The sequence below is a fragment of the Cognatilysobacter tabacisoli genome (genome assembly GCF_003586305.1).
In the GTDB taxonomy this organism is placed as follows: Bacteria; Pseudomonadota; Gammaproteobacteria; order Xanthomonadales; family Xanthomonadaceae; genus Cognatilysobacter_A; species Cognatilysobacter_A tabacisoli.
In genome coordinates, this window is the sequence record NZ_QXJI01000001.1 from 635747 (window position 1) to 662700 (window position 26954).

General features: G+C 71.2%; 19 protein-coding genes. 13 read left to right on the forward strand and 6 right to left on the reverse strand.

Annotation, left to right across the window (positions count from 1 at the left end):
- Positions 1–822: a carbohydrate ABC transporter permease gene (locus D3A60_RS07525; RefSeq protein WP_119718084.1), complete on the forward strand. Its 822-nt coding sequence runs from the start codon at positions 1–3 to the stop codon at positions 820–822.
- A complete protein-coding gene (locus tag D3A60_RS07530) occupies positions 819–3998 on the forward strand; it encodes a discoidin domain-containing protein (protein ID WP_455423423.1) in 3180 nt (1059 codons plus the stop codon). Before D3A60_RS07525 ends, D3A60_RS07530 begins: the two co-directional genes overlap by 4 nt.
- 21 nt (positions 3999–4019) lie before the next feature.
- Here the strand turns inward: D3A60_RS07530 and D3A60_RS07535 are convergent, their stop codons facing one another.
- Positions 4020–5396 carry a GH1 family beta-glucosidase gene (locus D3A60_RS07535; RefSeq protein ID WP_119718085.1) on the reverse strand — a complete coding sequence of 459 codons (1377 nt, stop codon included), beginning with the start codon at positions 5394–5396 and terminating at the stop codon, positions 4020–4022.
- Between the two features lie 138 nt (positions 5397–5534).
- Here D3A60_RS07535 and D3A60_RS07540 point away from each other — a divergent pair, with 138 nt between their 5' ends.
- The 9 genes from D3A60_RS07540 to gyrA all read left to right on the forward strand — a co-directional run bounded on the left by D3A60_RS07540 (position 5535) and on the right by gyrA (position 20775).
- Complete coding sequence (locus D3A60_RS07540; RefSeq protein WP_119718086.1) at positions 5535–6629, forward strand: ABC transporter ATP-binding protein; 1095 nt, start codon at positions 5535–5537, stop codon at positions 6627–6629.
- Positions 6630–6727: 98 nt separating this feature from the next.
- Entirely contained in the window at positions 6728–7783 is a 1056-nt protein-coding gene (locus D3A60_RS07545; protein WP_119718087.1) for a LacI family DNA-binding transcriptional regulator, read from the forward strand.
- Positions 7784–8019: 236 nt separating this feature from the next.
- A complete protein-coding gene (gene smc / locus D3A60_RS07550) occupies positions 8020–11523 on the forward strand; it encodes a chromosome segregation protein SMC (RefSeq protein ID WP_119718088.1) in 3504 nt (1167 codons plus the stop codon).
- A 45-nt stretch (positions 11524–11568) separates the two neighbouring features.
- The gene (zipA, locus tag D3A60_RS07555; protein WP_119718089.1) at positions 11569–12315 is read left to right on the forward strand and encodes a cell division protein ZipA; all 747 of its coding nucleotides are present in this window, start codon (positions 11569–11571) and stop codon (positions 12313–12315) included.
- A 135-nt stretch (positions 12316–12450) separates the two neighbouring features.
- Positions 12451–14799 carry an NAD-dependent DNA ligase LigA gene (gene ligA / locus D3A60_RS07560; RefSeq protein ID WP_119718090.1) on the forward strand — a complete coding sequence of 783 codons (2349 nt, stop codon included), beginning with the start codon at positions 12451–12453 and terminating at the stop codon, positions 14797–14799.
- A 3-nt stretch (positions 14800–14802) separates the two neighbouring features.
- Positions 14803–15819: an EF-P lysine aminoacylase EpmA gene (gene epmA / locus D3A60_RS07565; protein ID WP_119718091.1), complete on the forward strand. Its 1017-nt coding sequence runs from the start codon at positions 14803–14805 to the stop codon at positions 15817–15819.
- Between the two features lie 173 nt (positions 15820–15992).
- A complete protein-coding gene (locus tag D3A60_RS07570; RefSeq protein WP_196778688.1) occupies positions 15993–16691 on the forward strand; it encodes a DUF3011 domain-containing protein in 699 nt (232 codons plus the stop codon).
- Positions 16692–16740: 49 nt separating this feature from the next.
- The gene (gene mtnA / locus D3A60_RS07575) at positions 16741–17811 is read left to right on the forward strand and encodes an S-methyl-5-thioribose-1-phosphate isomerase (RefSeq protein ID WP_119718093.1); all 1071 of its coding nucleotides are present in this window, start codon (positions 16741–16743) and stop codon (positions 17809–17811) included.
- Between the two features lie 291 nt (positions 17812–18102).
- On the forward strand, positions 18103–20775 hold the full coding sequence (gene gyrA, locus D3A60_RS07580; RefSeq protein WP_119718094.1) for a DNA gyrase subunit A: 2673 nt from the start codon (positions 18103–18105) through the stop codon (positions 20773–20775).
- A gap of 132 nt (positions 20776–20907) precedes the next feature.
- Here gyrA and D3A60_RS07585 read toward each other — a convergent pair whose 3' ends face one another.
- Positions 20908–21387 (reverse strand): peroxiredoxin, encoded by a 480-nt coding sequence (locus D3A60_RS07585; protein ID WP_119718095.1) that lies wholly within the window; start codon positions 21385–21387, stop codon positions 20908–20910.
- 163 nt (positions 21388–21550) lie between these two features.
- On the opposite strand from D3A60_RS07585, the gene D3A60_RS07590 reads away from it, so the two are divergent.
- Entirely contained in the window at positions 21551–22057 is a 507-nt protein-coding gene (locus D3A60_RS07590; RefSeq protein WP_119718096.1) for an Hsp20/alpha crystallin family protein, read from the forward strand.
- Positions 22058–22182: 125 nt separating this feature from the next.
- Positions 22183–23067: a DnaJ C-terminal domain-containing protein gene (locus tag D3A60_RS07595; protein WP_119718097.1), complete on the forward strand. Its 885-nt coding sequence runs from the start codon at positions 22183–22185 to the stop codon at positions 23065–23067.
- A gap of 45 nt (positions 23068–23112) precedes the next feature.
- Here the strand turns inward: D3A60_RS07595 and D3A60_RS07600 are convergent, their stop codons facing one another.
- From D3A60_RS07600 to lpdA, 4 genes are all read right to left on the reverse strand, one after another.
- Entirely contained in the window at positions 23113–23478 is a 366-nt protein-coding gene (locus D3A60_RS07600; protein ID WP_119718098.1) for a response regulator, read from the reverse strand.
- Between the two features lie 99 nt (positions 23479–23577).
- On the reverse strand, positions 23578–24570 hold the full coding sequence (locus tag D3A60_RS07605; RefSeq protein ID WP_119718099.1) for a YhdH/YhfP family quinone oxidoreductase: 993 nt from the start codon (positions 24568–24570) through the stop codon (positions 23578–23580).
- Positions 24571–24682: 112 nt separating this feature from the next.
- On the reverse strand, positions 24683–25276 hold the full coding sequence (locus D3A60_RS07610) for an LOG family protein (protein ID WP_119718100.1): 594 nt from the start codon (positions 25274–25276) through the stop codon (positions 24683–24685).
- Between the two features lie 194 nt (positions 25277–25470).
- Positions 25471–26913 (reverse strand): dihydrolipoyl dehydrogenase, encoded by a 1443-nt coding sequence (gene lpdA, locus D3A60_RS07615; protein WP_119718101.1) that lies wholly within the window; start codon positions 26911–26913, stop codon positions 25471–25473.
- Positions 26914–26954: the final 41 nt, after the last annotated feature.

Consider the following 26954-nt stretch of genomic DNA (forward strand, 5'->3'; position numbering starts at 1 on the left):
ATGAGCCCGAGGCTGGCCAGGGCGATCGTCAACGGCCTGCTGGTCGCGCTGGCGGTGATCAGCGCCGCGCCGCTGCTGTGGATGCTGTCGGTGGCGTTCATGCAGCCGGGCGAGGCCAGCCAGTTCCCGCCGCCGCTGCTGCCCTCCAAGCCGACGCTGCACAACTTCCACGAGCTGTTCGCGCGTGCCGGCATGGGCCGCTACCTGCTCAACAGCGTGCTGGTCGCCAGCCTGACGACGCTGATCGCGCTGCTGCTCAACACGATGGCCGGCTACGCGTTCGCGAAGCTGCGCTTCGCCGGCCGCGATCGCGTGTTCCGGCTGCTGCTGGCGGCGCTGGTGATCCCGGCGCAGGTGACGATGATGCCGCTGTTCCTGATGCTCAAGCAGGCCGGGCTGGTCAACAGCTACGCCGGCGCGATCGTGCCGGGCATGGCCGGCATCTTCGGCATCTTCCTGGTGCGGCAGTACGCGCGCTCGATCCCGGACGAGCTGCTGGAAGCGGCCCGTATCGACGGCGCCGGCGAGTTCCGGATCTTCTTCCAGATCGTGCTGCCGGTGCTCAAGCCGATCCTGGTGACGCTGGCGATATTCGTGTTCCTGGCCGCGTGGAACGACTTCATGTGGCCGCTGATCGTGCTCAGCGACGGCGACCTGTACACGCTGCCGGTGGCGCTGGCGTCGCTGTCGCGCGAGCACGTGCAGGACAACGAGCTGATGATGGCCGGCTCGGTCGTCACCGTGCTGCCGGTGCTGCTGCTGTTCCTGGTGCTGCAGCGCTACTACCTGCAGGGCCTGCTGGTGGGGAGCGTCAAAGGGTGAAGGCATGGCGTGTCGCGGCCGCGTTGGCGGCGCTGGTTCCGCTGGGTGCGCTGGCGCAGGAGCGCGCTGCGCCGCGCGTGCTGGACGATTTCGAATCACCCGGGACTTGGCGCGTCGTCACCTCCGACCAGGTCAGCGGCACGTTGCGCCGTGTCGACGGCGACCAGGGCGCTGCGCTGTGCCTGGACTACGACTTCAACGGCGTATCCGGCTACGCCGGGCTGCAGCGCGACCTGTCGCTCGAGTACCCGGCCGACTACGAGTTTGCGTACCGCCTGCGCGGCGAGTCGCCGGCCAACGACCTGCAGTTCAAGCTGGTCGACGCCAGCGGCGACAACGTGTGGTGGGTCAACCGCACGCGGGTGGCGTTTCCCGGCGAGTGGACTCCGGTCGTGCACAAGCGCCGCCACATCTCGCGCGCGTGGGGGCCGGCGCCTGACCCGACCCTGCGCCGCAGCGCCAGACTCGAGTTCACCGTGTACAACAGCGCCGGAGGCAAGGGCTCGGTCTGCTTCGACACGCTGACGTTCCGCGAGCGGCCGCTCGAGACCGACCCGCCGCCGCGGCCGCTGGCCTCGGCCACGGTGGCGCATGCGCCGGCGTCGCTGGCGGTCGATGGCTCGGAGGCGACGCGCTGGCGCGTGCCGGCGGGCACCGCCGCATCGCTGACGCTGGACTTGGGCCGGATGCGCGAGTTCGGCGGGCTGCGCCTGCGCTGGGCGCCCGACGAGGCGGCGACGCGCTATGCGATTTCGCTGTCGGACGACGCAGCCGACTGGCGGCCCGCGCGCCGCGTCGTCGACGGCAACGGCGGCCTCGACCCGATCGCGCTGCCGGAATCGGAGGCACGCTACGTCCGCGTGGACGTCGAGGCGGGCGAGGGCGCGCGCATCGGGCTGGCCGAAGTCACGGTCGAACCGCTGGCCTTTGCCGCGACGGCGAACGACTTCGTCAAGTCGATCGCGCAGGCCTCGCCGCGCGGCACGTACCCGCGAGGATTCCATGGCGAGCAGCCCTACTGGACCGTGGTCGGCATCGACGGCGGGCCGGACCAGGGCCTGATAGGCGAGGACGGCGCGATCGAGCTGGGCAAGGGCAGCTTCAGCATCGAGCCGTTCGTGGTCAGCGCTGGGCGGCTGGTGACCTGGGCCGACGTCGAGACGGCGCAGTCGCTGCAGGACGGCTACCTGCCGATCCCGAGCGTGCGCTGGACCCACCCGGACTTCGCGCTCGACGTCACCGCGTTCGCGCACGGCACGCCGGAGCGCTCGCAGCTCGTCGGCCGCTACCGGCTGACCAACACCGGTGCCACCGCTCGCGACTACACGCTGGCGTTGGCCGCGCGGCCGCTGCAGGTCAATCCGCCGACGCAGTTCCTCAGCGTGACCGGCGGCGTCAGCCCGATCCGCGCGCTCGCGGTCGATGCGGGCGGCTGGCGCGGTGCAGGGCGCGACGTGCGGCTGACGTCGCCGGGCGACCATGCGCTGGCGTCGACCTTCGACCAGGGCGAGATCGTCGAGCGGCTGCGTGCGACGGACTGGTCGCGCTTCGCCCTGACGCGCTCCGGCGCGAAGCCCGCGTCCTGGCCGCTCGCCGGCCGCGCGAGCGTCGATGATCCGACCGGCCTCGCCTCGGGCGCCGTGTTCTACACCGTGCGGCTGCAGCCGGGCGAGAGCCGCGAGTTCGACTGGCGCAGCGGCCTGAGCGGCGCCGCGCCCGATCCGGCCGCGAGCGCCGCGGCGCTGCAGGACGAGGTCGCGGCGCAGTGGCGCGAGGCGCTCGATCGCGTGACGCTGCGCGTGCCCGAGGCCGGGCGGGGCGTGGTCGACACGCTGCGCACGGGGCTGGCGCACATGCTGATCAGCCGCATCGGCCCGCGCCTGCAGCCGGGCACGCGCTCGTACGCGCGCGCGTGGATCCGCGACGGCGCGATGATCGGCGAGGGGCTGCTGCGGATGGGCCGCGAGGACGTCGCCGAGGAGTTCCTGCGGTGGTACGCGCCATACCAGTTCGACAACGGCAAGGTCCCATGCTGCGTCGACGACCGCGGCAGCGATCCGGTGCCGGAGAACGACAGCCACGGCGAGCTGGTGTTCACCGTCGCCGAGGTCTACCGCTACACCCGCGACCGCCGTTTGCTCGAGGATCTGTGGCCGAACGTGGTCGGCGCGGTGAAGTACATGGACGAGCTGCGGCTGAGCGAGCGCACCGCCGCCAACCGCGCGGTCAACCCGGCGTTCTACGGAATGATGCCGGCCTCGATCAGCCACGAAGGCTACTCGGCCAAGCCCATGCACTCGTATTGGGACAACTTCTGGGCGCTGCGTGGCTACAAGGATGCGGTGCAGATCGCGCAGTGGCTCGGGCGCGAGCGCGACGCGCGGCGTTTCGCGGCGTCGCGCGACCAGTTCGCCGCGGACCTCGTGGCGTCGCTCGAGGCCGCCACGCGCCAGCACGGCATCGGCTACCTGCCGGGCGCGGCCGAGCTCGGCGACTTCGACGCGACTTCGACCACGATCGCGCTCGCGCCGGGCGGCGAGCAGCACCGGCTCCCGCAGGACAAGCTGCTCGGCACCTTCGAGCGCTACTGGCGCGAGTTCGTCGCCCGTCGCGACGGCACGCGCGAGTGGAAGGACTACACGCCGTACGAGCTGCGCACCGTCGGGACGTTCGTGCGGCTCGGCTGGCGCGATCGCGCGCACGAGGCGCTGGACTTCTTCTTCGCCGACCAGCAGCCGCGCGGCTGGAACCAGTGGGCCGAGGTGGTCTCGCGCACGCCGCGCACGCCGTTCTTCGTCGGCGACCTGCCGCACGCGTGGGTGGAGTCGGACTACGTGCGCTCGGCGCTGGACCTGTTCGCGTACACCCGCGAGCGCGACGACGCGCTGGTGATCGCCGCCGGGATTCCGGACGCCTGGGTCGCCGCCGACGGCGTGCAGGTGGCGAACCTGCGCACGCCTTACGGGCCGCTGGCGTACACGCTCCGGGCCGAGGGCAGCGCGCTGGCGCTGGACGTGCCGGCCGGGCTGAAGCTTCCGGCGGGCGGGCTGGTGGTGTCGCTGCCGCCGGGCTGGCGCAACGGCGCGGCGACGCTCGACGGTCGCGCGGTGAAGCTGGACGAGGGCGAGCTGCGCATCAAGCGCCTGCCGGCGCGCGCCACGGTCGAGCGGCCGTGACGCGCACGGCGCGGGACCGGGTCAGTACGGCAGCGGGTCGGCCAGCGAGCGGCCGTGCGTGGCAATGACGTTCGAGTACCAGCGCGCGCTGTCCTTCGGCGTGCGCTCCTGCGTGCCGTAGTTCACGTGCACCATGCCGAATCGCTTGGAGTAGCCGAGCGACCATTCCAGGTTGTCCATCAGCGACCACAGCATGTAGCCGCGGATGTCGACGCCGGCCTGGATCGCGTCGTAGATCGCGCCGAGGTGCTGGCGCAGGTAGTCGATGCGAAGCGGGTCACGTACGCGGCGCGCGCCGGTCTCGTCGACGCTGGCGGTCGGCGGGTCGAAGAACGCCGCGCCGTTCTCGGTGATGTAGACCGGCAGGTCGCCGTAGGTCTGCTTGAACCACAGCAGCAGATCGGTCAGGCCCTTCGGGAAGACCTCCCAGCCGGTCTCGGTGTACGTGCCCAGCGGCTGGCGCACCACGCCGGTGTTGAGCGGGTAGCTCTCGGCGGCGCGGGTCACGCTGCGGGTGTAGTAGTTGATGCCGACGAAGTCGAGCTTCTGACGGATAAGGTCGAAGTCGGCCGCCGGCCAGTCCGGCCATGCGTCGCCGAAGATCTCTTGCAGTTCGGCCGGGTAGTGGCCGAGCAGGGCGGGGTGCAGGTACTGCTCGTTCATGTACGCGTGCGCGCGGCGGACTGCGGCCGCGTCCTCGGCCGAGTCGCTGGCCGGGTACTTGGGTTCGATGTTCACTACCAGGCCGATCTCGTGCTTGCCGATGTCGCGGTAGGCCTTCACCGCCGCGCCATGCGCGCGCATCAGGTTGTGGCTGGCGATCGGCGCTTCGTAGCGGCTGCGGTGGCCCGGCGCCAGCGCGCCGTGCAGGTAGCCGCCGTCGGTGATCACCCATGGTTCGTTGAGCGTGACCCACTTCTTGACCCGGCCGTCGAGGGCGCGGAACAGCACGCTGCCGTACTCGGCGAACCAGTCCGCACTGTCGCGGTTGAGCCAGCCGCCGCGGTCGTCGAGCGCGGCCGGCAGGTCCCAGTGGTACAGCGTCAGCAGCGGCTCGATGCCGTTGGCCAGCAGCTCGTCGACCAGCCGCGAGTAGAAGTCGACGCCCGCCGGGTTCACCCGCCCGGTGCCGTCGGGCAGGATCCGCGACCACGACACGCTGAAGCGGTAGGCCTGCAGGCCCAGCTCGCGCATCAGCTTCACGTCGTCCTTCCAGCGGCGGTAGTGGTCGCACGCGACGTCGCCGGTGTCGCCGTTGAGCATCATTCCCGGCGTGTGGGCGAAGCGGGTCCAGATGCTCGGGCCGGCACCGTCGGCCAGCGGCGAGCCTTCGATCTGGTGCGCGGCCGTCGCCGCCCCCCACAGGAAACCATCGGGAAAGACCGGGGCGTGGCTCATTGCGACTTGCCTCCGTGGCAGGCGACGTTGCGTGGCGGGCGTGAAAACGATTACATGGGCAGAATAGCCGAGCCCCGGGGCAATTGCACCGGGGGTCGGGACGGGTCGCGCGGACGCGACGGCAGGGAGAACCGATAGATGGCGAGTGTGTCGCTGACCCGCGTGCGCAAGGTCTACCCGAACGGGTTCGTCGGCGTGGCCGACGCGACGTTCCAGGTCGCCGACGGCGAGCTGCTGGTGCTGGTCGGGCCGTCCGGCTGCGGCAAGTCGACCCTGCTGCGGATGATCGCCGGCCTCGAAACGATCACCGACGGCGAGCTGCGAATCGGCGACCGCCGGGTCAACGAGCTGCCGCCGAAGGACCGCGACATCGCGATGGTGTTCCAGAGCTACGCGCTGTATCCGCACATGACGGTCGCCGAAAACCTCGGCTTCGCGCTGAAGCTGCGGGGCCTGTCGAAGCCCGACATCGCCGCGCGCGTCGGCGAGGCCGCGGCGATGCTGGAGCTCGATGCGCTGCTCGACCGCAAGCCGGCGGCGCTGTCGGGCGGCCAGCGCCAGCGCGTGGCGCTCGGGCGCGCGCTCGTGCGCCACCCGCAGGTATTCCTCCTCGACGAGCCGCTGTCGAACCTCGACGCCAAGCTGCGCAGCGGCATGCGGGTCGAGATCGCGCGCCTGCACCGCAGGCTCGGCGCGACGATGGTGTACGTCACCCACGACCAGATCGAGGCGATGACGCTCGGCCAGCGCATCGTCGTGCTGAAGGACGGGCAGATCCAGCAGATCGACACGCCGATGGCGCTGTACCGGCGCCCGGCCAACCTGTTCGTCGCGACGTTCCTCGGCAGCCCGGCGATGAACGTGCTGCGCGGACGGCTCGTGCAGGCCGGCGGCGTCGCCCTCTACCTCGGCGACGGCCTGCGGCTGCCGATCGACCCGCTCGCCTCGGGGGTTGCCGACGCGTGGCTGGGCCGCGAGGTCGCGATGGGCGTGCGCCCGGAGCACCTGCTGCCGGCGGCGGACGGCGGCGGGTTCGAGGCCGAGGTCGACGTGGTCGAGCCGATCGGCAGCGAGACCTTCATCAACCTGCGGCTGGGCCCGCACCCGATGGTCGCGCGGCTGGCGCCCGAAGCCGCGGTCGACGTCGGGCAGCGGCTGCGCCTGGCCGTCGCGCCGGCGCACCTGCACTGGTTCGATGCCGCGACCGGCGAGCGGCTCGACGCGGCGGGCTGACGGCCGCGCGCAGCCGTTGGGGGCCGGGCCGGGGCTTCGCGCGTGCGGACCGGCAAGCTAAAGTCGGCGCCACGGACCCCACGAGGCAGCCAAGGACCATGGCAGCAATCACGATTCGCGACGTCGCGCGGCTCGCACAGGTATCGGTCGCGACGGTGTCGCGCGCGCTCAACGGACAGGGCCACGTGGCCGAGGCGGTGCGCGAGCGCGTCGCCGAAGCCGCCCGCCAGCTGCAGTACACCCCGCACGCCGGCGCCCGCAGCCTGAGCCGCCGCCGCACCAACACGCTGGGCATCGTGCTGCCGCGACTTGCGGCCGGGTTCTTCCACGACCTGCTGCGCGGCATGGACGATGCAGCGCGTAACGCGGACCACCACCTGCTGCTGGCCGCGCACCACGCCGATGACGACGCGATGCTCGCGGCGATGCGCGCGATGCACGGGCGCGTCGACGGGCTGGTCGTGATGGGCAATGCCGACGCGGCGCTGCGGGCCGGGGTCGAAGAGCCGCTGCTGCAGATCGGCACCGCCCTGTCGCCGGGCGCGCCCGCGGTGGCCATCGACCACCACGCCGGCGCGATGGCAATGGTCGAGCACCTGGTCGCCATCGGGCACCAGCGCATCGCGTTCATCGCCGGTCCGTCGGGGCATGCGCCGGCACGCGAGCGGCTCGGCGGCTACCTGGAGGCCATGGCGCGCCTGCTGCCCCGCGTCGAGCCGTGCGTCGTGCCGGGCGATTTCGACCGCACCTCGGGCATCCGCGCGGCGCTGACGCTGATGGGCGCGCCGGAACTTCCCGACGCGGTCTTCGCCGGCAACGACCAGACGGCGCTGGGCTGCCTGCACGCCTTTGCCCGCACCGGCGTGTCGGTGCCCGATTCGCTGAGCGTGGTCGGCTACGACGACACGGTCGAGGCCGGCCTCGCCACCCCGGGGCTGACGACGATGCGCGTCGACGGCGCGGAGCTCGGGCGGCGGGCGGTGCGACGCCTGCTCGCGTCGCTCGGCGAGGGCGGCAGCCCGGCGATGGTCGTGACGGAAGCCCTGGTGCCGACGCTGACCGTCCGGGACAGCACGGCCTCCCGCGTCGCGGCGGCGCTCGCCAACGCGGGTCCGCAGGGGCGGCGGGTCGGCGGCGTGCGCGAGGCGGGCTGACGGCAGGCGCGGGTCCGTGCAGGCCGATCGCGGCTTGCCGACCCTCTCTAGAATCAGGCCCGGAGGCGGCGCGCAAGGCGTCCGCACCGGCTTCGGCGGGCCCGCTATACTCGCGTGGAAGCTCGGCCGCAGAGCCGTCAACCGCCTATTTGAATCAATCGGATAGACGGGATTCCTAACCCAGTTTGTATTACGGTCACGTGCGACAGGGCACGTGCCGGAGGCCATCCCGCCGCATGCGTCTGTCCACGATCAAGCTCTCCGGCTTCAAGTCCTTCGTCGATCCCACGACGCTCCACCTGCCGACCAACATGACCGGCATCGTCGGTCCCAACGGCTGCGGCAAGTCCAACATCATCGACGCCGTGCGCTGGGTCATGGGCGAGAGTTCGGCCAGCCGGCTGCGCGGCGACTCGCTGACCGACGTGATCTTCGCCGGCTCGTCGGCGCGCAAGCCGGTGTCGCAGGCGCAGGTCGAGCTGATCTTCGACAACTCCGACCACACCATCACCGGCGAGTACGCCGCGTTCAACGAAATTTCGGTCAAGCGCGTGGTCAGCCGCGACGGCCAGAGCCAGTACTACCTCAACGGCGCCAAGTGCCGCCGTCGCGACATCACCGACCTGTTCCTCGGCACCGGCCTGGGCCCGCGCAGCTACTCGATCATCGAGCAGGGGATGATCAGCCAGATCATCGAGGCCAAGCCCGAGGAACTGCGCGTCTACCTCGAGGAGGCCGCCGGCATCTCCAAGTACAAGGAGCGCCGCAAGGAGACCGAGACCCGCATCCGCCACACGCGCGAGAACCTCGACCGCCTCAACGACCTGCGCGAGGAAGTCGGCAAGCAGCTCGAACACCTGCGCCGCCAGGCCCGCCAGGCCGAGCAGTACCAGGCGATCCAGGCCGAGCGCCGGGTCAAGGACGCCGAGTGGAAGACGCTCGAGTACCGTGCCCTCGACGCCAAGCTGCAGTCGCAGCGCGAGAAGCTGTCGCAGCAGGAAACCCGGCTGCAGCAGCTGATCGCCGAGCAGCGCGAGGCCGAGCGCGAGATCGAGACCGGGCGCGTGCGCCGCGAGGAGGCCGCCGAGGCGCTGAACAAGGCGCAGGCGGCCAGCTACGAGGTCGGCGGCACGCTGGCCCGGGTCGAGCAGCAGATCCAGCACCAGCGCGAGCTGTCGTCGCGGCTGCAGCGCGCGCGCGACGAGGCGCAGACCCAGCTCAGCGAGCTGGTGTCGCACATGGGCAGCGACCAGGCGCGGCTCGACGTGCTGCGCGCCGCGGTCGAGGAGTCCGAGCCGCGACTGGAGGCGATGCGCGAGGAAGACGCCGCGCGCCAGGACGCACTGCGCGACGCCGAGGCGCGGCTCACCGACTGGCAGCAGCGCTGGGACGCGCACGCGCGCGCCCAGTCCGAGGCCGCGCGCGCCGCCGACGTCGAACGCGCCCGCATCGAGGGCCTCGACCGCCGCGTCATGGACGCCGACCGCCGCCGCGAAGCGCTCGCCGCCGAACACGCCGGCCTCGACCTGACCGCGCTGTCGGAGTCGTTCGCCGGGCTGCAGGAGCAGCACGAAACCCAGAAGCTGTCGCTCGAGGCCCTCGGCGACGACGTCGAAGCCCGCAAGTCCGCGGTCGGCCAGCTTCAGGACCAGCAGCGGGCGATGCAGGCCGAGTTGGCCGACCTGCGCAAGCAGGCGCAGGCCGCGCGCGGCCGCCTGTCGTCGCTGGAGACGCTGCAGCACGCCGCGCTCGGGCAGGAGCAGGGCGCCGCGCTGGACTGGCTGAAGTCGCGCGGGCTGGATTCGTCGGCGCGCGTCGGCGAGACGCTGACCGTCGACGCGGGCTGGGAGAACGCGGTCGAAGCCGCGCTCGGGCAGCTGATCGAGGGCGTGCTGGTCGACGCGCCCGAGGCGCTTGTCGATGCGATCGGCGAGCTCGGCGACGGCCGGCTGGCGCTGGTCGATCCGGCCGGCGGCGACGCGTCGTTCGCACCGACCTCGCTGGCGTCGAAGGTGCGCGGCCCGCTGGCGATCCGCCGCCTGCTGTCGAAGCTGCATGCGGCCGAGACGCTGGCCGAGGCGCGCGCGCTGCTGCCGTCGCTCGGCGACGGCGAGTCGATCATCACCCGCGGCGGCGAGCGCCTCGGCGCCGGCTGGCTGCGCGTGCTGCGCGCCGGCAGTGCCCAGCAGGGCGCGCTGCTGCGCGAGAAGGACATCCAGGCGCTGCGCTCCGACATCGAGGCGATGCAGGGCCGCGAGCGCGAGCTCGATTCCGGCCTGACCCAGCTGCGCGACCGCCTGCTCGCGGCCGAGCAGCAGCGCGAGGACGCGCAGCGCGCGCTGTACATGGCGCACCGCGGCGTGTCCGAGCTCGCCGGCCAGCTGCAGTCGCAGCAGGGGCGGATCGATTCGGCGCGCGGGCGCATCGAGAAGATCGACGCCGAACTGGCGCAGCTGGCGGCCGCGCTGGAGGAGTCGCGCGAGCAGAGTCGCGAGGCCCGCGCGCGCCAGGAAGAGGCGGTCATGCGCATGACCGAGCTCGAGGACGCGCGGATGGCGCTCGAGGGCGAACGCCGTTCGCTGACCGAGGCCCGCGACCAGGCCCGGCAGCTCGCCCGCGAGTCGCGCGACGCCGTGCACGCGCTCGCGCTGACCCTCGAAGCCCAGCGCACGCAGATCGTCGGCCTGGCCCAGACCATTGAACGCATGGGCGGCCAGCGCGGCCAGCTCGACTCGCGGCTCGAGGAGATCGTCACCCAGCTGTCCGACGGCGACACGCCGGTGCAGGAGCTCGAGCAGCAGCGCCAGGCGGCGCTGGAACAGCGCGTCGTCACCGAGCAGCACCTGGCCAACGCGCGGACCACGCTCGACGGCATCGACAACGACCTGCGCCGCTTCGAGCAGGTCCGGCAGCAGCGCGACGAGCAGGCGCTGCAGCAGCGCGAAGCCATCGGCCAGCGCCGTCTCGACCAGCAGGCGCTGGTGCTGAAGGCCGAGACCATCGCCGCGGCGATCGAGGAGGCCGGCTTCGTCCGCGACGACGTGGCCAACACGCTGCCCGACGATGCCGATGCGCAGGCGTGGGAGCGCGTGGTCAACGAGCTCGACGGCAAGCTGCGGCGGCTGGAGCCGGTCAACCTGGCGGCGATCGCCGAGCATGCCGAGGCCGCGCAGCGCAAGGATTACCTCGACGCGCAGAACACCGACCTGACGACCGCGCTGGAAACGCTCGAGGACGCGATCCGCAAGATCGACCGCGAGACCCGCGGCCGCTTCAAGGACACCTTCGACCGCGTCAATTCCGGCGTGCAGGAGCTGTACCCGCGCCTGTTCGGCGGCGGCCACGCGTACCTGGAGCTCACCGGCGAAGACCTGCTCGACACCGGCGTGGCGATCATGGCGCGTCCGCCCGGCAAGCGCGTGTCGAACATCTCGCTGCTGTCCGGTGGCGAGAAGGCGATGACGGCGGTGGCGCTCGTGTTCGCGATCTTCCGGCTCAACCCGGCGCCGTTCTGCCTGCTCGACGAGGTCGACGCGCCGCTGGACGAAGCCAACGTCGGCCGCTTCTGCGCGATGGTCAGCGAGATGAGCGAGCAGGTACAGTTCCTGTTCGTCAGCCACAACAAGGCGACGATGGAAGCGGCGCAGCAGCTGTCGGGCGTGACGATGCGCGAGCCGGGCGTCAGCCGGCTGGTGTCGGTCGACCTGGCCGAGGCGACCCGCCTGGCCGGCGCGGCCTGACCGCGACGCCGAAGCGACGCACGCGGTCCGAACCAGGAGAACCCGATGTCCGAAGAACAGACCCTGCTGCTGCGCATCATCCTCAGCATCGCGGGCGTGGTGCTGATCGTGGCGATCTACCTGTTCGGCCGCCCGAGAAAGCCGGGGCAGGGCAAGCGGGTGCCGCGCGAGCGCGGCGGCAGGAGCGCCGAGCCGACGCTGGGCGAACAGCTCGAGGCGGACCTGGCGCGCAACGACCGGCCGTTCGACGACGCGGCGTCACAGGCCGAGCTCGACCTGGCCGAGGAGCCGCGCGGGCCGGAAGCGTCGGCACCGGACGTCGGTCGCCGCGCCAACGAGTCGTTCGAGAAAATCGTGACCCTGTACCTGGCCGCGCGCGCCGGCAGCAAGCTGCTCGGGCCCGACATCGTCGTGGCCGCCGAAAAGGCCGGCCTGGCATACGGCCACATGGGCGTGTTCCACCGCCTCGTCGACAACCACCCCGAGCGCGGCCCGGTCTTCAGCGTCGCCAACATCATGAAGCCCGGCAGCTTCGACATGGCCAACATCCAGTCGCTGGAGACGCCGGCGATCGCGTTCTTCCTCACGCTGCCGGCGCCGGTGCCCGCGCTTGACGCGTGGGAGGCGATGCTGCCAACCGCGCAGCGCATGGCCGAGCTGCTCGATGCAGTCGTCCTCGACGAGCAGCGCAACGCGCTCGGCCGCCAGCGCATCGGCCACATCCGCGAAGAGCTTCGCGCCTACGACCGCCAGCGCGAAGCGCCGCCGCTGACCAAGCCCGGGCGCTGGTGAGTCCGCGGCGTCCCGCCGGGCCCCGCCCGGAGACGCCCACCGCGCCCGCGCCGCGTTCGCCCGTAGAGGTCGGCGCGGTTTCCTCAAGACGCGGCGCGCGGCGCCGCAGCTGACGCCCGTCGCCGTTCGACCGCCATGGCCTCCCACGATCCCGCCGCCCGCATCGCCGACCTGCGCCGCCGCCTCGACGACGCGAACCACCGCTATTACGTGCTCGACGACCCGACGATCGCCGACGCCGAGTACGACGCGCTGCTGCGAGAGCTCGAGTCGCTGGAGGCCGCGCATCCCGAGTTGTGTGTCGCCGATTCGCCGACCCAGCGGGTCGGCAACGCGCCGTCGGCGGCCTTCGCGGAGGTCCGGCACGCGCTGCCGATGCTGTCGCTGGGCAATGCCTTCAGCGACGAGGAGGTCGCCGACTTCGTGCGCCGCATCGAGCAGACGCTCGACGTCGAGGCGCCGGCGTTCTCGGTCGAGCCCAAGCTCGACGGACTGGCGATCAGCCTGCGCTACGAGGACGGGCGATTCGTCCAGGGCGCCACCCGCGGCGACGGCGCGACCGGTGAGGACGTGACCGCCAACCTGCGCACGGTCAAGGCCATCCCGCTGGCGCTGCGCGGCCGCGATTGGCCGAAGGTGCTCGAGGTGCGCGGCGAGGTGTACATGCCGCTGGCCGCGTTCAAGGCGTACAACGCGCGCGCGCTTGCCGACGGCGCCAAGGTGCTCGCGAACCCGCGCAACGGCGCCGCCGGCTCGCTGCGCCAGCTCGACCCCCGCATCACCGCGCAGCGCCCGCTGGCGTTCTACGCCTACGGCGTCGGCGCGGTCGAAGGCGCCGAGCTGCCGCCGACGCATTCGGCGACGCTGGCGCGGCTGCGCGATTGGGGCTTCCCGGTCAGCGCCGAGAGCCGCGTCGTGCGCGGCGTGGACGGCCTGCTGGGCTATTACCGCGACATCGGCGCGCGGCGAGACGCGCTCGCGTTCGACATCGACGGCGTCGTCTACAAGCTCGACGACTACGCCGGGCAGCGCGAGATGGGATTCGTCTCTCGCGCGCCGCGCTGGGCGATCGCGCACAAGTTCCCCGCGCAGGAACAGGCCACGGTGCTCGAAGGCATCGACATCCAGATCGGCCGCACCGGCGCGGCCACGCCGGTCGCGCGACTGCGCCCGGTCCACGTCGCCGGCGTCGTCGTCACCAACGCGACGCTGCACAACGCCGACCAGATCGCGCGGCTCGACGTGCGCGTCGGCGATACGGTGATCGTGCGCCGCGCCGGCGACGTGATCCCGGAGATCGTCCGCGTCGTGCCCGAGCATCGCCCTGCCGGTGCGGCTCCGTGGGCGATGCCGGCGCAATGCCCGGTGTGTGGATCGGAGATCGTGCGCGAGGAGGGCGAGGCCGCGTGGCGCTGCTCGGGCGAGCTGTCGTGCCCGGCCCAGCGCAAGGAGGCGATCCGCCACTTTGCGTCGCGCCGCGCGATGGACATCGAGGGACTCGGCGACCGCTACATCGAGGACCTGTGCGACCTCGGCTACGTCGCGTCGGTCGCGGACCTGTACCGGCTTACGGTCGACGACCTGGTCGACATGAAGCGCCGCGCCGACGAGCGCGACGGCACCACGCCGGAGACCGTCAAGGCCGGCAAGGTCGCGACCAAGTGGGCCGACAACCTGATCGAGGCGATCGACCGCAGCCGCGCGACGACGCTCGAGCGCTTCCTGTTCGCGCTCGGCATCCAGCACGTCGGCGAGGCGACGGCAAAGGCGCTGGCGGCGTGGTTCGGCGACCTCGAGACGATCCGGCGGCTGCCGTGGCCGCTGTTCAAGCGCGTCCCCGACGTCGGCGGCGAAGTGGCGCGCGCGATCGGACATTTCCTCGACCAGCCGGGCAACCAGCAGGTCATCGACGACCTGCTCGCGCGCGGCTTGGTTGTCACCGACGCGCATGCGCCGTCGCCGAAGCTGCGCGGCGGGTTAGACCTGGCCACGCTGCTGGTCGACCTCGAGATCCCGAAGGTCACCCGGATCCGCGCCGAGCAGTTGGCCGCGGCGTTTCCCAGTGCCGCGGCGCTGCTCGACGCCCCGCAGCACAACTTCGTGACCGCCGGCCTGCCGGCCGAGTCGGCGCAGGCGCTGGCGTCGTGGCTGGAGGTCGATGCCAATGCGGCGCTTCTGGCGGCGGCCGGCGACGCGATGACGCGGCTGCTGGCCCTCACGCCGGCGTCAGTGTCGACCGCGACGGGTCCGCTGGACGGCCAGACGGCCGTGCTGACCGGGACGCTGGCGACGATGACGCGCGACGAAGCCAAGGCGCGGCTCGAGGCGCTCGGCGCGAAGGTGTCCGGCAGCGTGTCGAAGAAGACCGCGTTCGTGGTCGCCGGCGAAGCGGCCGGGTCCAAGCTCGACAAGGCCACCGAACTCGGCGTGCCGGTCTGGGACGAGGCGCAGCTGGTGGCGTTCCTCGCCGCCAACGGGGCCTGATCGATGGCGCAGTTCACCCCGGGCGATGAGTGGCCGCCTGCCGTTGGTGGCGCCGCGTGGGCGCCGTCGGCGACGCGCGACGCCGTGCGGCTGCGCGCCTGGCTCAACCGGCTCGTCCGAGAGTTCTTCCACGCCCGCGGCGTGCTCGAGGTCGAGACGCCGGTGCTGTCGGTGGCCGGCAACACCGACCCGAACATCGCCTCGTTCTCGCTGGCGTTCAGCGGGCGCACCGACGGCGCGCCGCGCACGCGCTGGCTGCGCACCTCGCCGGAGTTCGCGCTGAAGCGCCTGCTCGCGGCGGGGATCGGCGACTGCTACGAACTGGGCCGCGTGTTCCGCGACGGCGAGACCGGCGGCCGGCACAACCCGGAATTCACCATGCTCGAGTGGTACCGCGTGGGCTGGGATCACCGGCAACTGGTCGCGGAGGCGGCCGAACTGGTGCAGGTGGCGCTGTCGCTGGTCGGGCGCAGCGCCACCTGGTCGACGACCAGCTACCACGCGCTGTTCCGCGATCGCCTCGGGCTCGATATCGAAACCGCCGGCGATGACCAGCTGCGCGCGGCGCTGGGCGACGTGGTCATCGATCCGGCCGGGCTCACGCGGGACGACTGGCTGGACCTGCTGATGACCCACCGCCTGCAGCCCGGCTTCGCGCCGGACCAGCTGCTGGCCGTCGTCGATTACCCCGCATCGCAGTGCGCGCTCGCGCGCATCCGGCAGGACGACCCGCCGGTGGCGGAGCGCTTCGAGCTCTACCTCGGGCCGCTCGAACTCGCCAACGGCTACCACGAACTGACCGACGCGGCCGAGCAGGGCGCGCGTTTCGATCGCGATCAGGCCGTGCGCGCGACGAGGGGAGACGCGATACCCCCACGCGACGAGCACCTGCTGGCCGCGCTGGCGAGCGGGCTGCCGGGCTGCGCCGGCGTCGCGCTGGGTGTCGACCGGCTGCTGATGGCCATGCTCGGTACCTCGCGCATCGGCGACGTGCTCGCGTTCGATTTCGCCCGCGCCTGAGCTTTGTCCGCGCGACAAGCGCGGTGCGCGTCGGGCAGCGCGGTTCAGCCGGATGTGAACTGCTCAGCGAATTCACGCGCGAGCCCAGGGCCGCCGCACTGCGTCATGAATTCCTTCACCCCGCCGCGCTAGAGTGCGCGCAGAACGTCAAGGGGGACGTGGATTTGCGCAGCGTGGCGATTCTGATCGGCGTGATCGCAGTGGCACAGTCGTGCATGGCGGCGCCTGCGCACGCGGCTCGCGGTGGCACGACCCTGCGCTGCGAGTCGGTCGGCGCGCAGCCGCGCACCTGCGCCGCGGATACGCGCAACGGCGTGCGCGTCGGCCGCAAGCTTTCGCGCGCCGAGTGCGTCGAAGGCAAGAGTTGGGGCGCGGTCCCCGATGGCATCTGGGTCAGGGACGGCTGCCGCGCGGAGTTCGTGCTCGGGTTCGGCGCCAGCAGCCGCGGTGGCTACGGGGCCCAGGTCGTTCGCTGCGATTCGCTAGGCAACCGCTGGAGCCACTGCGTGGCCGACCCGTCGAGCGGTTTCGAGGTCGTACGCCAGCGGTCGGATCGGCCGTGCATTCTCGGCCAAACCTGGGGCTGGGACGATCGGGGCATCTGGGTGTCGGCCGGCTGCAGGGCCGATTTCCGCGCCAAGCTAGACGAAGACGCGCCGCGCCCGGACGCCGCGCGCGTGGTGCGCTGCGAATCGCGCGACGGCCGCTCGACCCACTGCGCGCTGAGCGATGAAGCCGCGGTGCGACTGCGCCGCCAGCTGTCGAAGGCCGAATGCGTCAAGGGCCGCAGCTGGGGCGTCGACGACGACGGCATCTGGGTCGCGCGCGGCTGCCGCGCGGACTTCGAACTGGTCGCGCAGGAGGGCAACTGAGGCGTCGTCGTCGCCCGGGGCCCGCGGGGGCGTGCACTACAATCGCGGGATGAATACGCCCGCCACGAACGCCATCGATTACGACCGCTACGACCGCATCCGCCCGATCCGCTGGACCGGCGAGGCGCTCGAGCTGCTTGACCAGCGCAAGCTTCCGTTCACCGTCGAATACGTGATCTGCACCGACAGCGACGCCGTCGCCGAGGCGATCCATTCGCTGACCGTGCGCGGCGCGCCGGCGATCGGCATCGCCGCGGCGTGGGGCACGGTGCTGGCCACCCGCGCGGTGGACGCGCCGGACGGCGCCAGCGCACTGGCGGCGATCGAGCCGGCCTTGCAGCGGCTCAACGCGTCGCGGCCGACGGCGGTCAACCTCGCGTGGGCGCTGGCGCGGATGCGTCGGGTGCTGGCCACGGCCGGCGCGGACTGGCGCGAAGTGCTCGAGCGCGAAGCGCAGGCGATCGCCGACGAGGACCTGGCCGCGAACCGCCACATGGGCGCGCTCGGCGCTGCGCTGATCGCGCCCGGCAGCGGAGTGATGACCCACTGCAACACCGGCTCGCTGGCGACCGCCGGCTTCGGCACCGCGCTTGGCGTCATCCGCGCCGGCGTCGCACAGGAGCGCATCGCGCACGTGTTCGCCGGCGAGACGCGGCCGTGGCTGCAGGGTGCACGGCTCACCGCGTGGGAACTGCAGCAGGACGGCATTGCGCCGACCCTCGTCGCCGACGCCGCGGCCTCGCACCTGATGAAGTCCGGCCAGGTGCAGTGGGTGATCGTCGGCGCCGACCGCATCTGCGCCAACGGCGACACCGCGAACAAGATCGGCACCTACCAGCTGGCGATCGCGGCGCGCCACCACGGGGTCAAGTTCATGGTGGTGGCCCCGGCCTCGACCGTCGACATGGACACGCCGTCGGGCGACCGCATCGAGATCGAGGAGCGCGATCCCGGCGAGCTGTTCGGCGTCGGCGGCGTACGCACCGCGGCCAACGAGATCGCCGCGTGGAACCCGGTGTTCGACGTGACCCCGCACGAGCTGATCGACGCGATCGTCACCGAGCGCGGGGTGATCGAGCGCCCCGATGCGGACGCGATGCGGGCCGCGTTCGGGGGCTGATTGTCGGCCAGTCAGGCTCGCCGACGGTCGCGGACGGTGACGACTCCGACCGGTCCGATTCGCCTCGCCTGACCCGGACCGAACAGCGGTTGGAGCGCAGGCTCGAAAATCGACCGTAAGCCCTTGTTTCCGCGTGGAAATGAGCGGGCTTCCAGGGCCCGTTTCGTGATACGATTTCACGTCTTTTGAAGCCGCCCGGAGCGAGCCGCAGGACATGCCCGCTCGGGCCTGCCTTTGCCTCGGTTCCGGACGGACCCTGCACGCCGCCCACGCAACGCACACGGAACCCTGATGGCCGAACTCGCCAAGGAAATCATCCCGGTCAACCTCGAAGACGAGATGCGCCGCAGCTACCTCGATTACGCGATGAGCGTGATTGTCGGGCGCGCGCTCCCGGACGTGCGCGACGGCCTCAAGCCGGTCCATCGCCGCGTGCTGTACGCGATGAACGAGCTCGGCGCCCACAGCAACAAGCCGTACTACAAGTCGGCGCGCATCGTCGGCGACGTCATCGGCAAGTACCACCCGCACGGCGACCAGTCGGTGTACGACACGCTGGTGCGCATGGCGCAGCCGTTCTCGCTGCGCTACCTGCTGGTCGACGGGCAGGGCAACTTCGGTTCGGTCGACGGCGACTCCGCCGCGGCGATGCGCTACACCGAGGCGCGCATGTCGCGCCTGACCCACGAGCTGATGGCGGACATCGACAAGGACACCGTCGATTTCCAGCCGAACTACGACGAGAAGGAGCTCGAGCCGACGGTGATGCCGTCGCGCTTCCCGAACCTGCTTGTGAACGGCTCGGCCGGCATCGCGGTCGGCATGGCGACCAACATCCCGCCGCACAACCTCAGCGAGGTCGTCGACGCGACCATCGCGCTGATCGACCAGCCCCAGATCGACATCGACGGGCTGATGGAATTCATCCCGGGTCCGGACTTCCCGACCGCGGGCATCATCAACGGCACCGCCGGCATTCGCGCCGCGTACCACGGCGGCCGCGGCCGGGTGCGGATGCGCGCGCGCGCCGAGATCGAGGTGGCCGACAACGGCCGCGAGGCGATCGCGGTCACCGAGATCCCGTACCAGGTCAACAAGGCGCGGCTGATCGAGAAGATCGCCGAGCTGGTCAAGGAGAAGAAGCTCGAGGGCATCAGCGAGCTGCGCGACGAGTCCGACAAGGACGGCATGCGCATCTACATCGAGGTCAAGCGCGGCGAGTCGGCCGACGTCGTGCTGAACAACCTCTACGCGCAGACGCAGATGGAGTCGGTGTTCGGCATCAACATGGTGGCGCTGGTCGACGGCCGCCCGCAGCTGCTGAACCTCAAGCAGATGCTCGAGGCCTTCGTCCGCCACCGCCGCGAGGTGGTGACTCGCCGCACGATCTTCGAACTGCGCAAGGCCCGCGCCCGCGCGCACATCCTCGAAGGCCTGACCGTCGCGCTGGCCAACATCGACGAGATGATCGAGCTGATCAAGACGTCGGCCAACCCGAACGAAGCGCGCGAGCGCATGCTCGCCCGCACCTGGGAGCCGGGGCTGGTCGGTGCGTTGCTCGCCGCCGCCGGCAGCGAGGCCTCGCGACCGGAAGACCTGCCGCTTGGCGTGGGGCTGGTCGACGGCGCCTACCAGCTCACCGAAACGCAGGCGCAGCAGATCCTCGAGATGCGCCTGCACCGCCTGACCGGGCTAGAGCAGGAGAAGCTGACCGACGAGTACAAGCTGCTGCTGGAGACGATCCGCGGGCTGATCGAGATCCTCGAGAACCCCGACGTGCTGATGGAAGTGATCCGCACCGAGCTGCGCAACCTGAAGGAAGAGTTCGGCGACGCGCGCCGCAGCGAGATCCGCGCCAGCGAGGAGGACCTTGACATCCTCGACCTGATCGCGCCGGAAGACGTGGTCGTGACCCTGTCGCATTCGGGCTACGCCAAGCGCCAGCCGGTCAGCTCGTACCGCGCGCAGAAGCGCGGCGGCCGCGGCCGCAATGCGGCGGCGACGAAGGACGAGGATTTCATCGACCAGTTGTGGCTGGTCAACACGCACGACACGCTACTGACCTTCACCAGCGCCGGCCGCGTGTTCTGGCTGTCGGTCCACCAGCTGCCCGACGCCGGCCCGAACGCGCGCGGCCGCCCGATCATCAACTGGATCCCGCTGGAGCCCGGCGAGCAGGTGCAGGCGGTGGTGCCGGTGCGCGCGTACGAGGAAGGCAAGTACGTGTTCTTCGCCACCCGCAACGGCACGGTCAAGAAGACCCCGCTGACCGAGTTCGCGTTCCGCCTGCAGCGCGGCAAGATCGCGATCAACCTCGACGACGGCGACGCGCTCGTGGGCGTGGCGCTGACCGACGGCCAGCGCGACATCATGCTGTTCGCCAGCAACGGCAAGGCCGTGCGCTTCGCCGAAGGCGAGGTCCGCTCGATGGGCCGCACCGCGACCGGCGTGCGCGGCATCCGCCTGGCGGCGGGCGACGTCGAGGGCGATGGAGACGGCGAGGCCGAGGTCGTCACCGGCGGGGCCAAGGTCGTCAGCCTCATCGTGGTCGACGGCGACGGCGACATCCTGACCGCCAGCGCGCGCGGCTACGGCAAGCGCACCCCGGTCGACGAGTACCCGCGCAAGGGCCGTGGCACGCAGGGCGTGATCGCGCTGAAGACCACCGAGCGCAACGGCGAACTGGTCGGCGCAGTGCAGCTGTCCGACCATCACGAGGTGCTGCTGATTTCCGACGGCGGCACGCTGGTGCGCACGCGTGCCTCCGAGATTTCGCAGGTGAGCCGCAACACCCAGGGCGTGACCCTGATGAGGCTGGCCGCCGACGAGACGCTGCAGGCGATCGAGCGGGTCGACGCGTCGCTGGACGACGAGGACGACGCGATCGACGCGGGCGGCATCGGCGTCATCGGCCCGGCTGCGGCGAGCTCGGAGGTCGAAACCGGGCCGTCACCTGCCGAGTAGGCCGCGTTCCAACCCGCCAAACAGAACGCCACCCTCGGGTGGCGTTCTGCTTCGTGCCTGGCGGAGGCTGCAGCGGTCGTCGCACCGGATGGGCGGCGACGGGGCGGCGGCGGCACTGGTTTCGGCGCGCCCTCAGCGCAGCGCGTCGAGCATGTGCTCGGCGGTCGACACGCGGAATTCGCCCGGCGCTTCGACGAACAGCTGCTGGACCACGCCGTCGTCGACGTACATGGCGAAGCGCTTCGAGCGCGTGCCCATGCCGTAGGCGCTGGCATCGAGCTCCAGGCCCAGTGCGCGGGTGAAGTCGCCATTGCCGTCGGCGAGCATCTGCAGCCCGGCCGGGACCTCCTGGCTCTGGCCCCAGGCCTGCATGACGAACGGGTCGTTGACCGACATGCACGCCACGTCGATGCCCTTGGCGATGAAGTCGTCGTAGTGCGCGACGAAGCCGGGCAGATGCTTCTCCGAGCAGGTGGGGGTGAACGCGCCGGGCACGGCGAACAGCACCACCTTGCGGCCCTCGAACAGGGCGTTGGTGTCGACCGTCTCGATGCCCTCGCGGATGCGCTGCAGCGGAACCTCGGGCAGGCGGTCGCCGATCTGGATGCTCATGGGTGTCTCCTGTGGGGAAACGGCGAGTCTAGTCGCAGTCCGGCGGGCGCGCTGGCCCTTGAAATCCCCGGGGGCCGGCCCATCTGCAGCAGTGACGGCGCCCGTCGCCGTCGTTCCCATCCACCCTCCCACGAGGACCCAGAGAGTTATCGGAGTGTGAGCGATGAACATCGTCCGTACCCGTCCGTGGCCGCTGCAGGGCCACTTCCAGAGTGAGCTGCGCCAGGCCTTCGACCGGCTGTTCGAAGGCGCGATGCTGGACCAGAACGACACCGACGACAGCGCCGTCGTCACCAGCCAGTGGGTGCCGCACGTCGACGTGCGCGAGGAAGGCGACCGCTTCGTGCTGTACGCCGACCTGCCCGGCATCGACCCCGACCAGATCGAGGTGTCGATGGACAAGGGCATCCTCAGCATCAAGGGCGAGCGCAGCAGCGAGACGACCAGCCAGACCTCGCGTTTCTCGCGGATCGAGCGCCGTTACGGCAGCTTCCACCGCCGCTTCGCGCTGCCCGACAGCGCCGATCCGGACGGCATCCGCGCGCAGGGCAAGAACGGCGTGCTCGAGATCACCATCCCGAAGCGGCCCGAGACGGCGCCGCGCCGGATCCAGGTCAACCGTCGCGACGACGACGGCCGCACGCTGGACGCGCCGTCCACCCAGCAGTAGCGCCGATGCGGGGCCGTGCCCCGCGCTGGGTTAACCTGCCGGCCCGCGATGCGCTGCGTCGCGGGCCGGTCCATTCGTGGCGCGCGACGCCTGCGTCGATTTCCGATTCCAATTCCGGGTGAGGCATGCAGTTCAAGGATTACTACCAGACGCTCGGGGTCGAAGCCTCCGCCGGCGAGGCCGAGATCAAGACGGCCTACCGGCGGCTGGCGCGCAAGTACCACCCCGACGTCAGCAAGGAAGCCGGCGCCGAGGACAAGTTCAAGGCCGTCAACGAGGCCTATGAAGCGCTGCGCGACCCCGACAAGCGCGCGGCCTACGACCAGCTGCGCGCGCGCGGCTACCGGCCGGGCGACGAGGTGCAGCCGCCGCCGGGCGGGTTTGGCGGCGGGCACGGCGGCGTCGACTTCGAGGAGATATTCGCCGGCGGCGGCGCCGCGGGCGGCTTCAGCGACTTCTTCGAGGGGCTGTTCGGGCGCGGACGGCCGGGTGCCGGACCGCGCGGCCCGATGCCGCGCGGCGACACGCGCGCCAAGCTGGCCGTCGCGCTCGAAACCGTGCACGACGGCGGCAGCGTGCGCATCACGGTCAACGGCAAGACCCTCGACGTGCGCGTGCCCAAGGGCATCCGCCCGGGGCAGGTGATCCGGCTGGCCAAGCAGGGCAGCGGGCAGGGCGACCTGCTGCTGGAGATCGAGTACGCGGCGCACCCGAATTTCGAGGTCGAGGGCCGCAACGTGATCCACGTGCTGCCGATCGCGCCTTGGGAAGCCGCGCTCGGCGCCACCGTCAGCGTGCCGACGCTCGCCGGCCCGGTCGAGCTGAAGGTGCCGCCGAATTCCGAGGCCGGCCGCAAGCTGCGGCTGCGCGGACGGGGGCTGCCGGGCACGACGCCGGGCGACCAGATCGTCGAGCTCGAGGTGCTGGCGCCGCGCCCGCACACGGGCGCGCAGGCGCAGGCGTACGAGGGCCTGCGCGAGGCGTTCGGCAGCGACTGGCGCCGCGCATAGCGGCGTAGGCACGGGCGCGCCCGGACGGCGCCCCGGTGGGGCGGGTCAGACGACGAGCAGCTGGCCGATGATCTCGGACAGGTCGGTCTCGCTGAAGGGCTTGGTGATGTAGGCCTTGGCGCCCTGGCGCATGCCCCAGACGCGGTCGGTGTCCTGGTCCTTCGTGGTCACCAGCACGACCGGGATGTGCGCGGTCGAGGGGTCCTTGCAGATCGAGCGCGTGGCCTGGAACCCGTTGAGGTTCGGCATCACGACGTCCATCAGCACCAGGTCGGGGCGTTCGCGCTTGGCGACCTCGACCCCGGCGGCCCCGTCCTCGGCGGTCAGCGCCTCGTGCCCCAGCTTTTCGACGATGCGGCGGATGCCCATCAGCTGCGACGGCGAGTCGTCGACGATCAAAATGCGCGCCATGTGTGTCCCCCGGAACCTGTAACCGATTGTAGCGGCCGGTCGTTCAGCCGCAAGCCAAGAAGGTGACGGCGGGGTTCACACAATCGCGCCCCGGCCCGATCACAGTCGAACCAGCGTGCGTCCCAGCGAGCCGCCCGCCAGCATCGTCGGGAACACCTCCGGCAGCTGGGCGAGCGTGACCTCGCGGGTGCAGATCCGATCGAGGTGGCGGGGCTTCCAGTCGCCTGCAAGCTTCTCCCAGACCGCTTGGCGGATGTCGCGCGCGGTGCCGGCCGACGCGACGCCGACCAGCGAGACGCCGCGGATGATGAACGGCATCACCGTCGTCGGCAGGTCCGCGGTCGCGGCGAGTCCCGCGCTGGCGACGTTGCCATAGGGGGCGGTCTGCGCCAGCAGGCTGTTCAGCATCGGCCCCCCGACGTTGTCGAGGCCGCCGCCGAAGCGCACCGACTCCATCGGCCGCGTGGTCGCCAGGGCATCGCGGCCGAGGACCTCGCTCGCGCCGATGCCCTTCAGGTAGTCGGCGTGCTCCGGCTTGCCGCTGATCGCGTGCACCTCGAACCCGGCCCGGCTGAATATGTCGACCGCGAGCGACCCGACGCCGCCGGTCGCGCCGGTGACTGCGAGCGGGCCGAGGTCCGGCGTCTGCCGGTTGTCGTGCATCCGGTACAGCGCGAGCGCGGCGGTGAAGCCGGCGGTGCCGAGGATCATGCTCTCGCGCAGGTCGAGGCCGGCCGGCAGCGGGATCACCCATTTCGACTCGAGCCGTGCGTACTCGGCGTAGCCCCCGTCACGCGTCTCGCTGAGGCCGCAGCCGGTGACCAGCACCGCGTCGCCTTCGCGGAGCGCGGGGTCGGTACTCGCCACGACGTGGCCGGCCACGTCGATGCCGCCGTTGAGTGGAAAGCGACGCAGGATCTTGCCCTGGCCGGTGCCGGCGAGCGCGTCCTTGAAGTTCACCGACGAATACGCCGTCCGGATCACGACCTCGCCCGCGGACAGCGCGTCGAGCGTCATGTCCTCCAGGCCGCTGCGGTAGCCGGCGGCGTCGCTGTGGATGCGGAAGGCGTTGAAGCGGGCGGGCAGGCTCATGCGCGTATGTCCGGCAGGCTCAGGGGGAAGGTCGCGCGGCCATTGTGCGACAGCGCAGCGGGCGCGCGACGGCGAGCCGACTACGACGATCGCCGCAGGTGCAGCCGATGGGTCAGCGCAGCGCCTTCCGGCGCTTCTCGTCGAGCCACTTCGACGCCGCCGCGGGCGAGTACTCGCGCATCCACGCCAGCATCGCGTCGAGGTCGTCGCCGTGCCACAGGTCGGCGCGCTGGTCCGGGTGGACGAAGCGCTCGGCCACCATGCGGTCGAGCATCGCGAACAGCGGCGCGTAGAAGCCGTCGACGTCGAGGAACGCGCACGGCTTGTCGCCGAGGCCGAGCTGGCGCCAGGTCAGCATCTCGAACATCTCGTCGAGCGTGCCGAAGCCGCCTGGCAGGGCGACGAAGGCGTCGGCCAGGTCGAACATGCGCGCCTTGCGCTCGTGCATCGAGCCGACGATCTCGAGGCGGGTCAGGCCCTTGTGCGCGACCTCCCAGTTCACGAGGTGCTCAGGGATCACGCCGATCACCTCGCCGCCGGCTTCGAGCGCCGCGTCGGCGACCAGGCCCATCAGGCCGACGTTGCCGCCGCCGTACACCAGTGCGATGCCGTCCTTCGCCAGCCGCGTGGCGAGCGCGATCGCGCGGTCGCTATAGGCCGACTTGGCGCCGGCGTTGGAGCCGCAGTAGACGCAGATGGATTTCATGGTGCCGTGACCGGTAATTCGTGATGGGTGGTTCGAAAGCGCAGACGCCGGGCGGTGCCCGGCGTCGGTTCCTGCCCGAGTCCCCCCTGAGTCAGGGGGACGGTTCGCGCTGTAGGCGCGAACGGACCAGGGGTGTGGCCCGCGAATGGCCTGGGGCTTGCGCGGCAGGCCGCAGGCAAACACACAGCCAACCGTCAGTTGGCTTTGTGGATCGCGCGCTTGTGCACCGCCATCGCCGCGTCGTGGATCGCCTCCGACAGCGTCGGATGCGCGTGGCAGATGCGGGCGAGGTCGTCGGCCGAGCCGCTGAACTCCATCGTCAGCACGCCCTCGTGCACGAGTTCGGACACGTTGACGCCGACCAGGTGCATGCCGAGCAGGCGGTCGGTCTCGGCATGGGCGATGATCTTGACCATGCCGGCCGGTTCGCCCATCGCGACCGCGCGGCCGACGGCGGCGAACGGGAACGTGCCGATCTTGACCGGCACGCCTTCGGCCTTCAGCTGCTGCTCGGTCTTGCCGACCCAGGCGATTTCCGGCTCGGTGTAGATCACCCACGGGATCGTGTCGAAGTTGACGTGGCCCGGCAGCCCGGCGATCAGCTCGGCCACCGCGATGCCTTCCTCGAAGCCCTTGTGCGCGAGCATCGGGCCGCGGACGCAGTCGCCGACCGCCCACACGCCGTCGACGCCGGTGTGGCAGTGCTCGTCGACTTCGATCATGCCGCGCGCGTCGACGCGCACGCCGCTGCCGTCGGCCAGCAGGTTCTTCGTCGCGGCGCGGCGGCCCACGGCCACCAGCAGCTTGTCGACGACCAGCGTCTGCTCGCCGGCCCCGTCGGCATAGGTCAGGGTGACCGTCTTCGACGTGCCGGTGCCGGCGACCTCGGCCTTGCTGACCTTGGCGCCGAGCTTGATGTCCAGGCCCTGCTTCTTGAACTCCTTCAGCGCAGCCTTGGCGATGTCCGCGTCGGCGGCGGCGAGGAAGTCCGGCAGCGCTTCGAGCACGGTCACTTCGGCGCCCAGGCGCTTCCACACGCTGCCGAGCTCCAGTCCGATCACGCCCGCGCCGATCACGCCCAGGCGCTTGGGCACGGACTCGAAGTCGAGCGCGCCGACGTTGTCGACGATGGTGTCGCCGTCGAACTTCGCGAACGGCAGTTCGATCGAATCCGAGCCGGCGGCGATGACGACGTTGGTGCCCTTGAGCTCGACCTCGGTGCCGTCGTGCTGCCTGACCTTGACCACGTTGCCCGGGTGCAGCACGCCGAAACCGTAGAACGCCGCGACCTTGTTGGCCTTGAACAGCGCGGCGATGCCGCCGGTGAACTGCTTCACTATCTTGTCCTTGCGACCGATCATCGTCGGGACGTCGATCGTCGGGTCCTTCGCGGCGATGCCGTGGTCGCCGAACAGGTGGGTCAGGTTGTGGAACTGGCGCGAACTGTCGAGCAGCGCCTTCGACGGGATGCAGCCCACGCGCAGGCAGGTGCCGCCTAGCGCCGGCTTGCCATCCTTGCCGAGCGCGGCATCGATGCACGCAGTCTTCAGGCCGAGCTGCGCGGCGCGGATGGCCGCGTGGTAGCCGGCGGGGCCGGCGCCGATCACGACGACATCGAATTGCTGTTGTTCGCTCATCTCAAATGATCCTGGTTCGCTCAATGCAGAGGCCCCGCGCG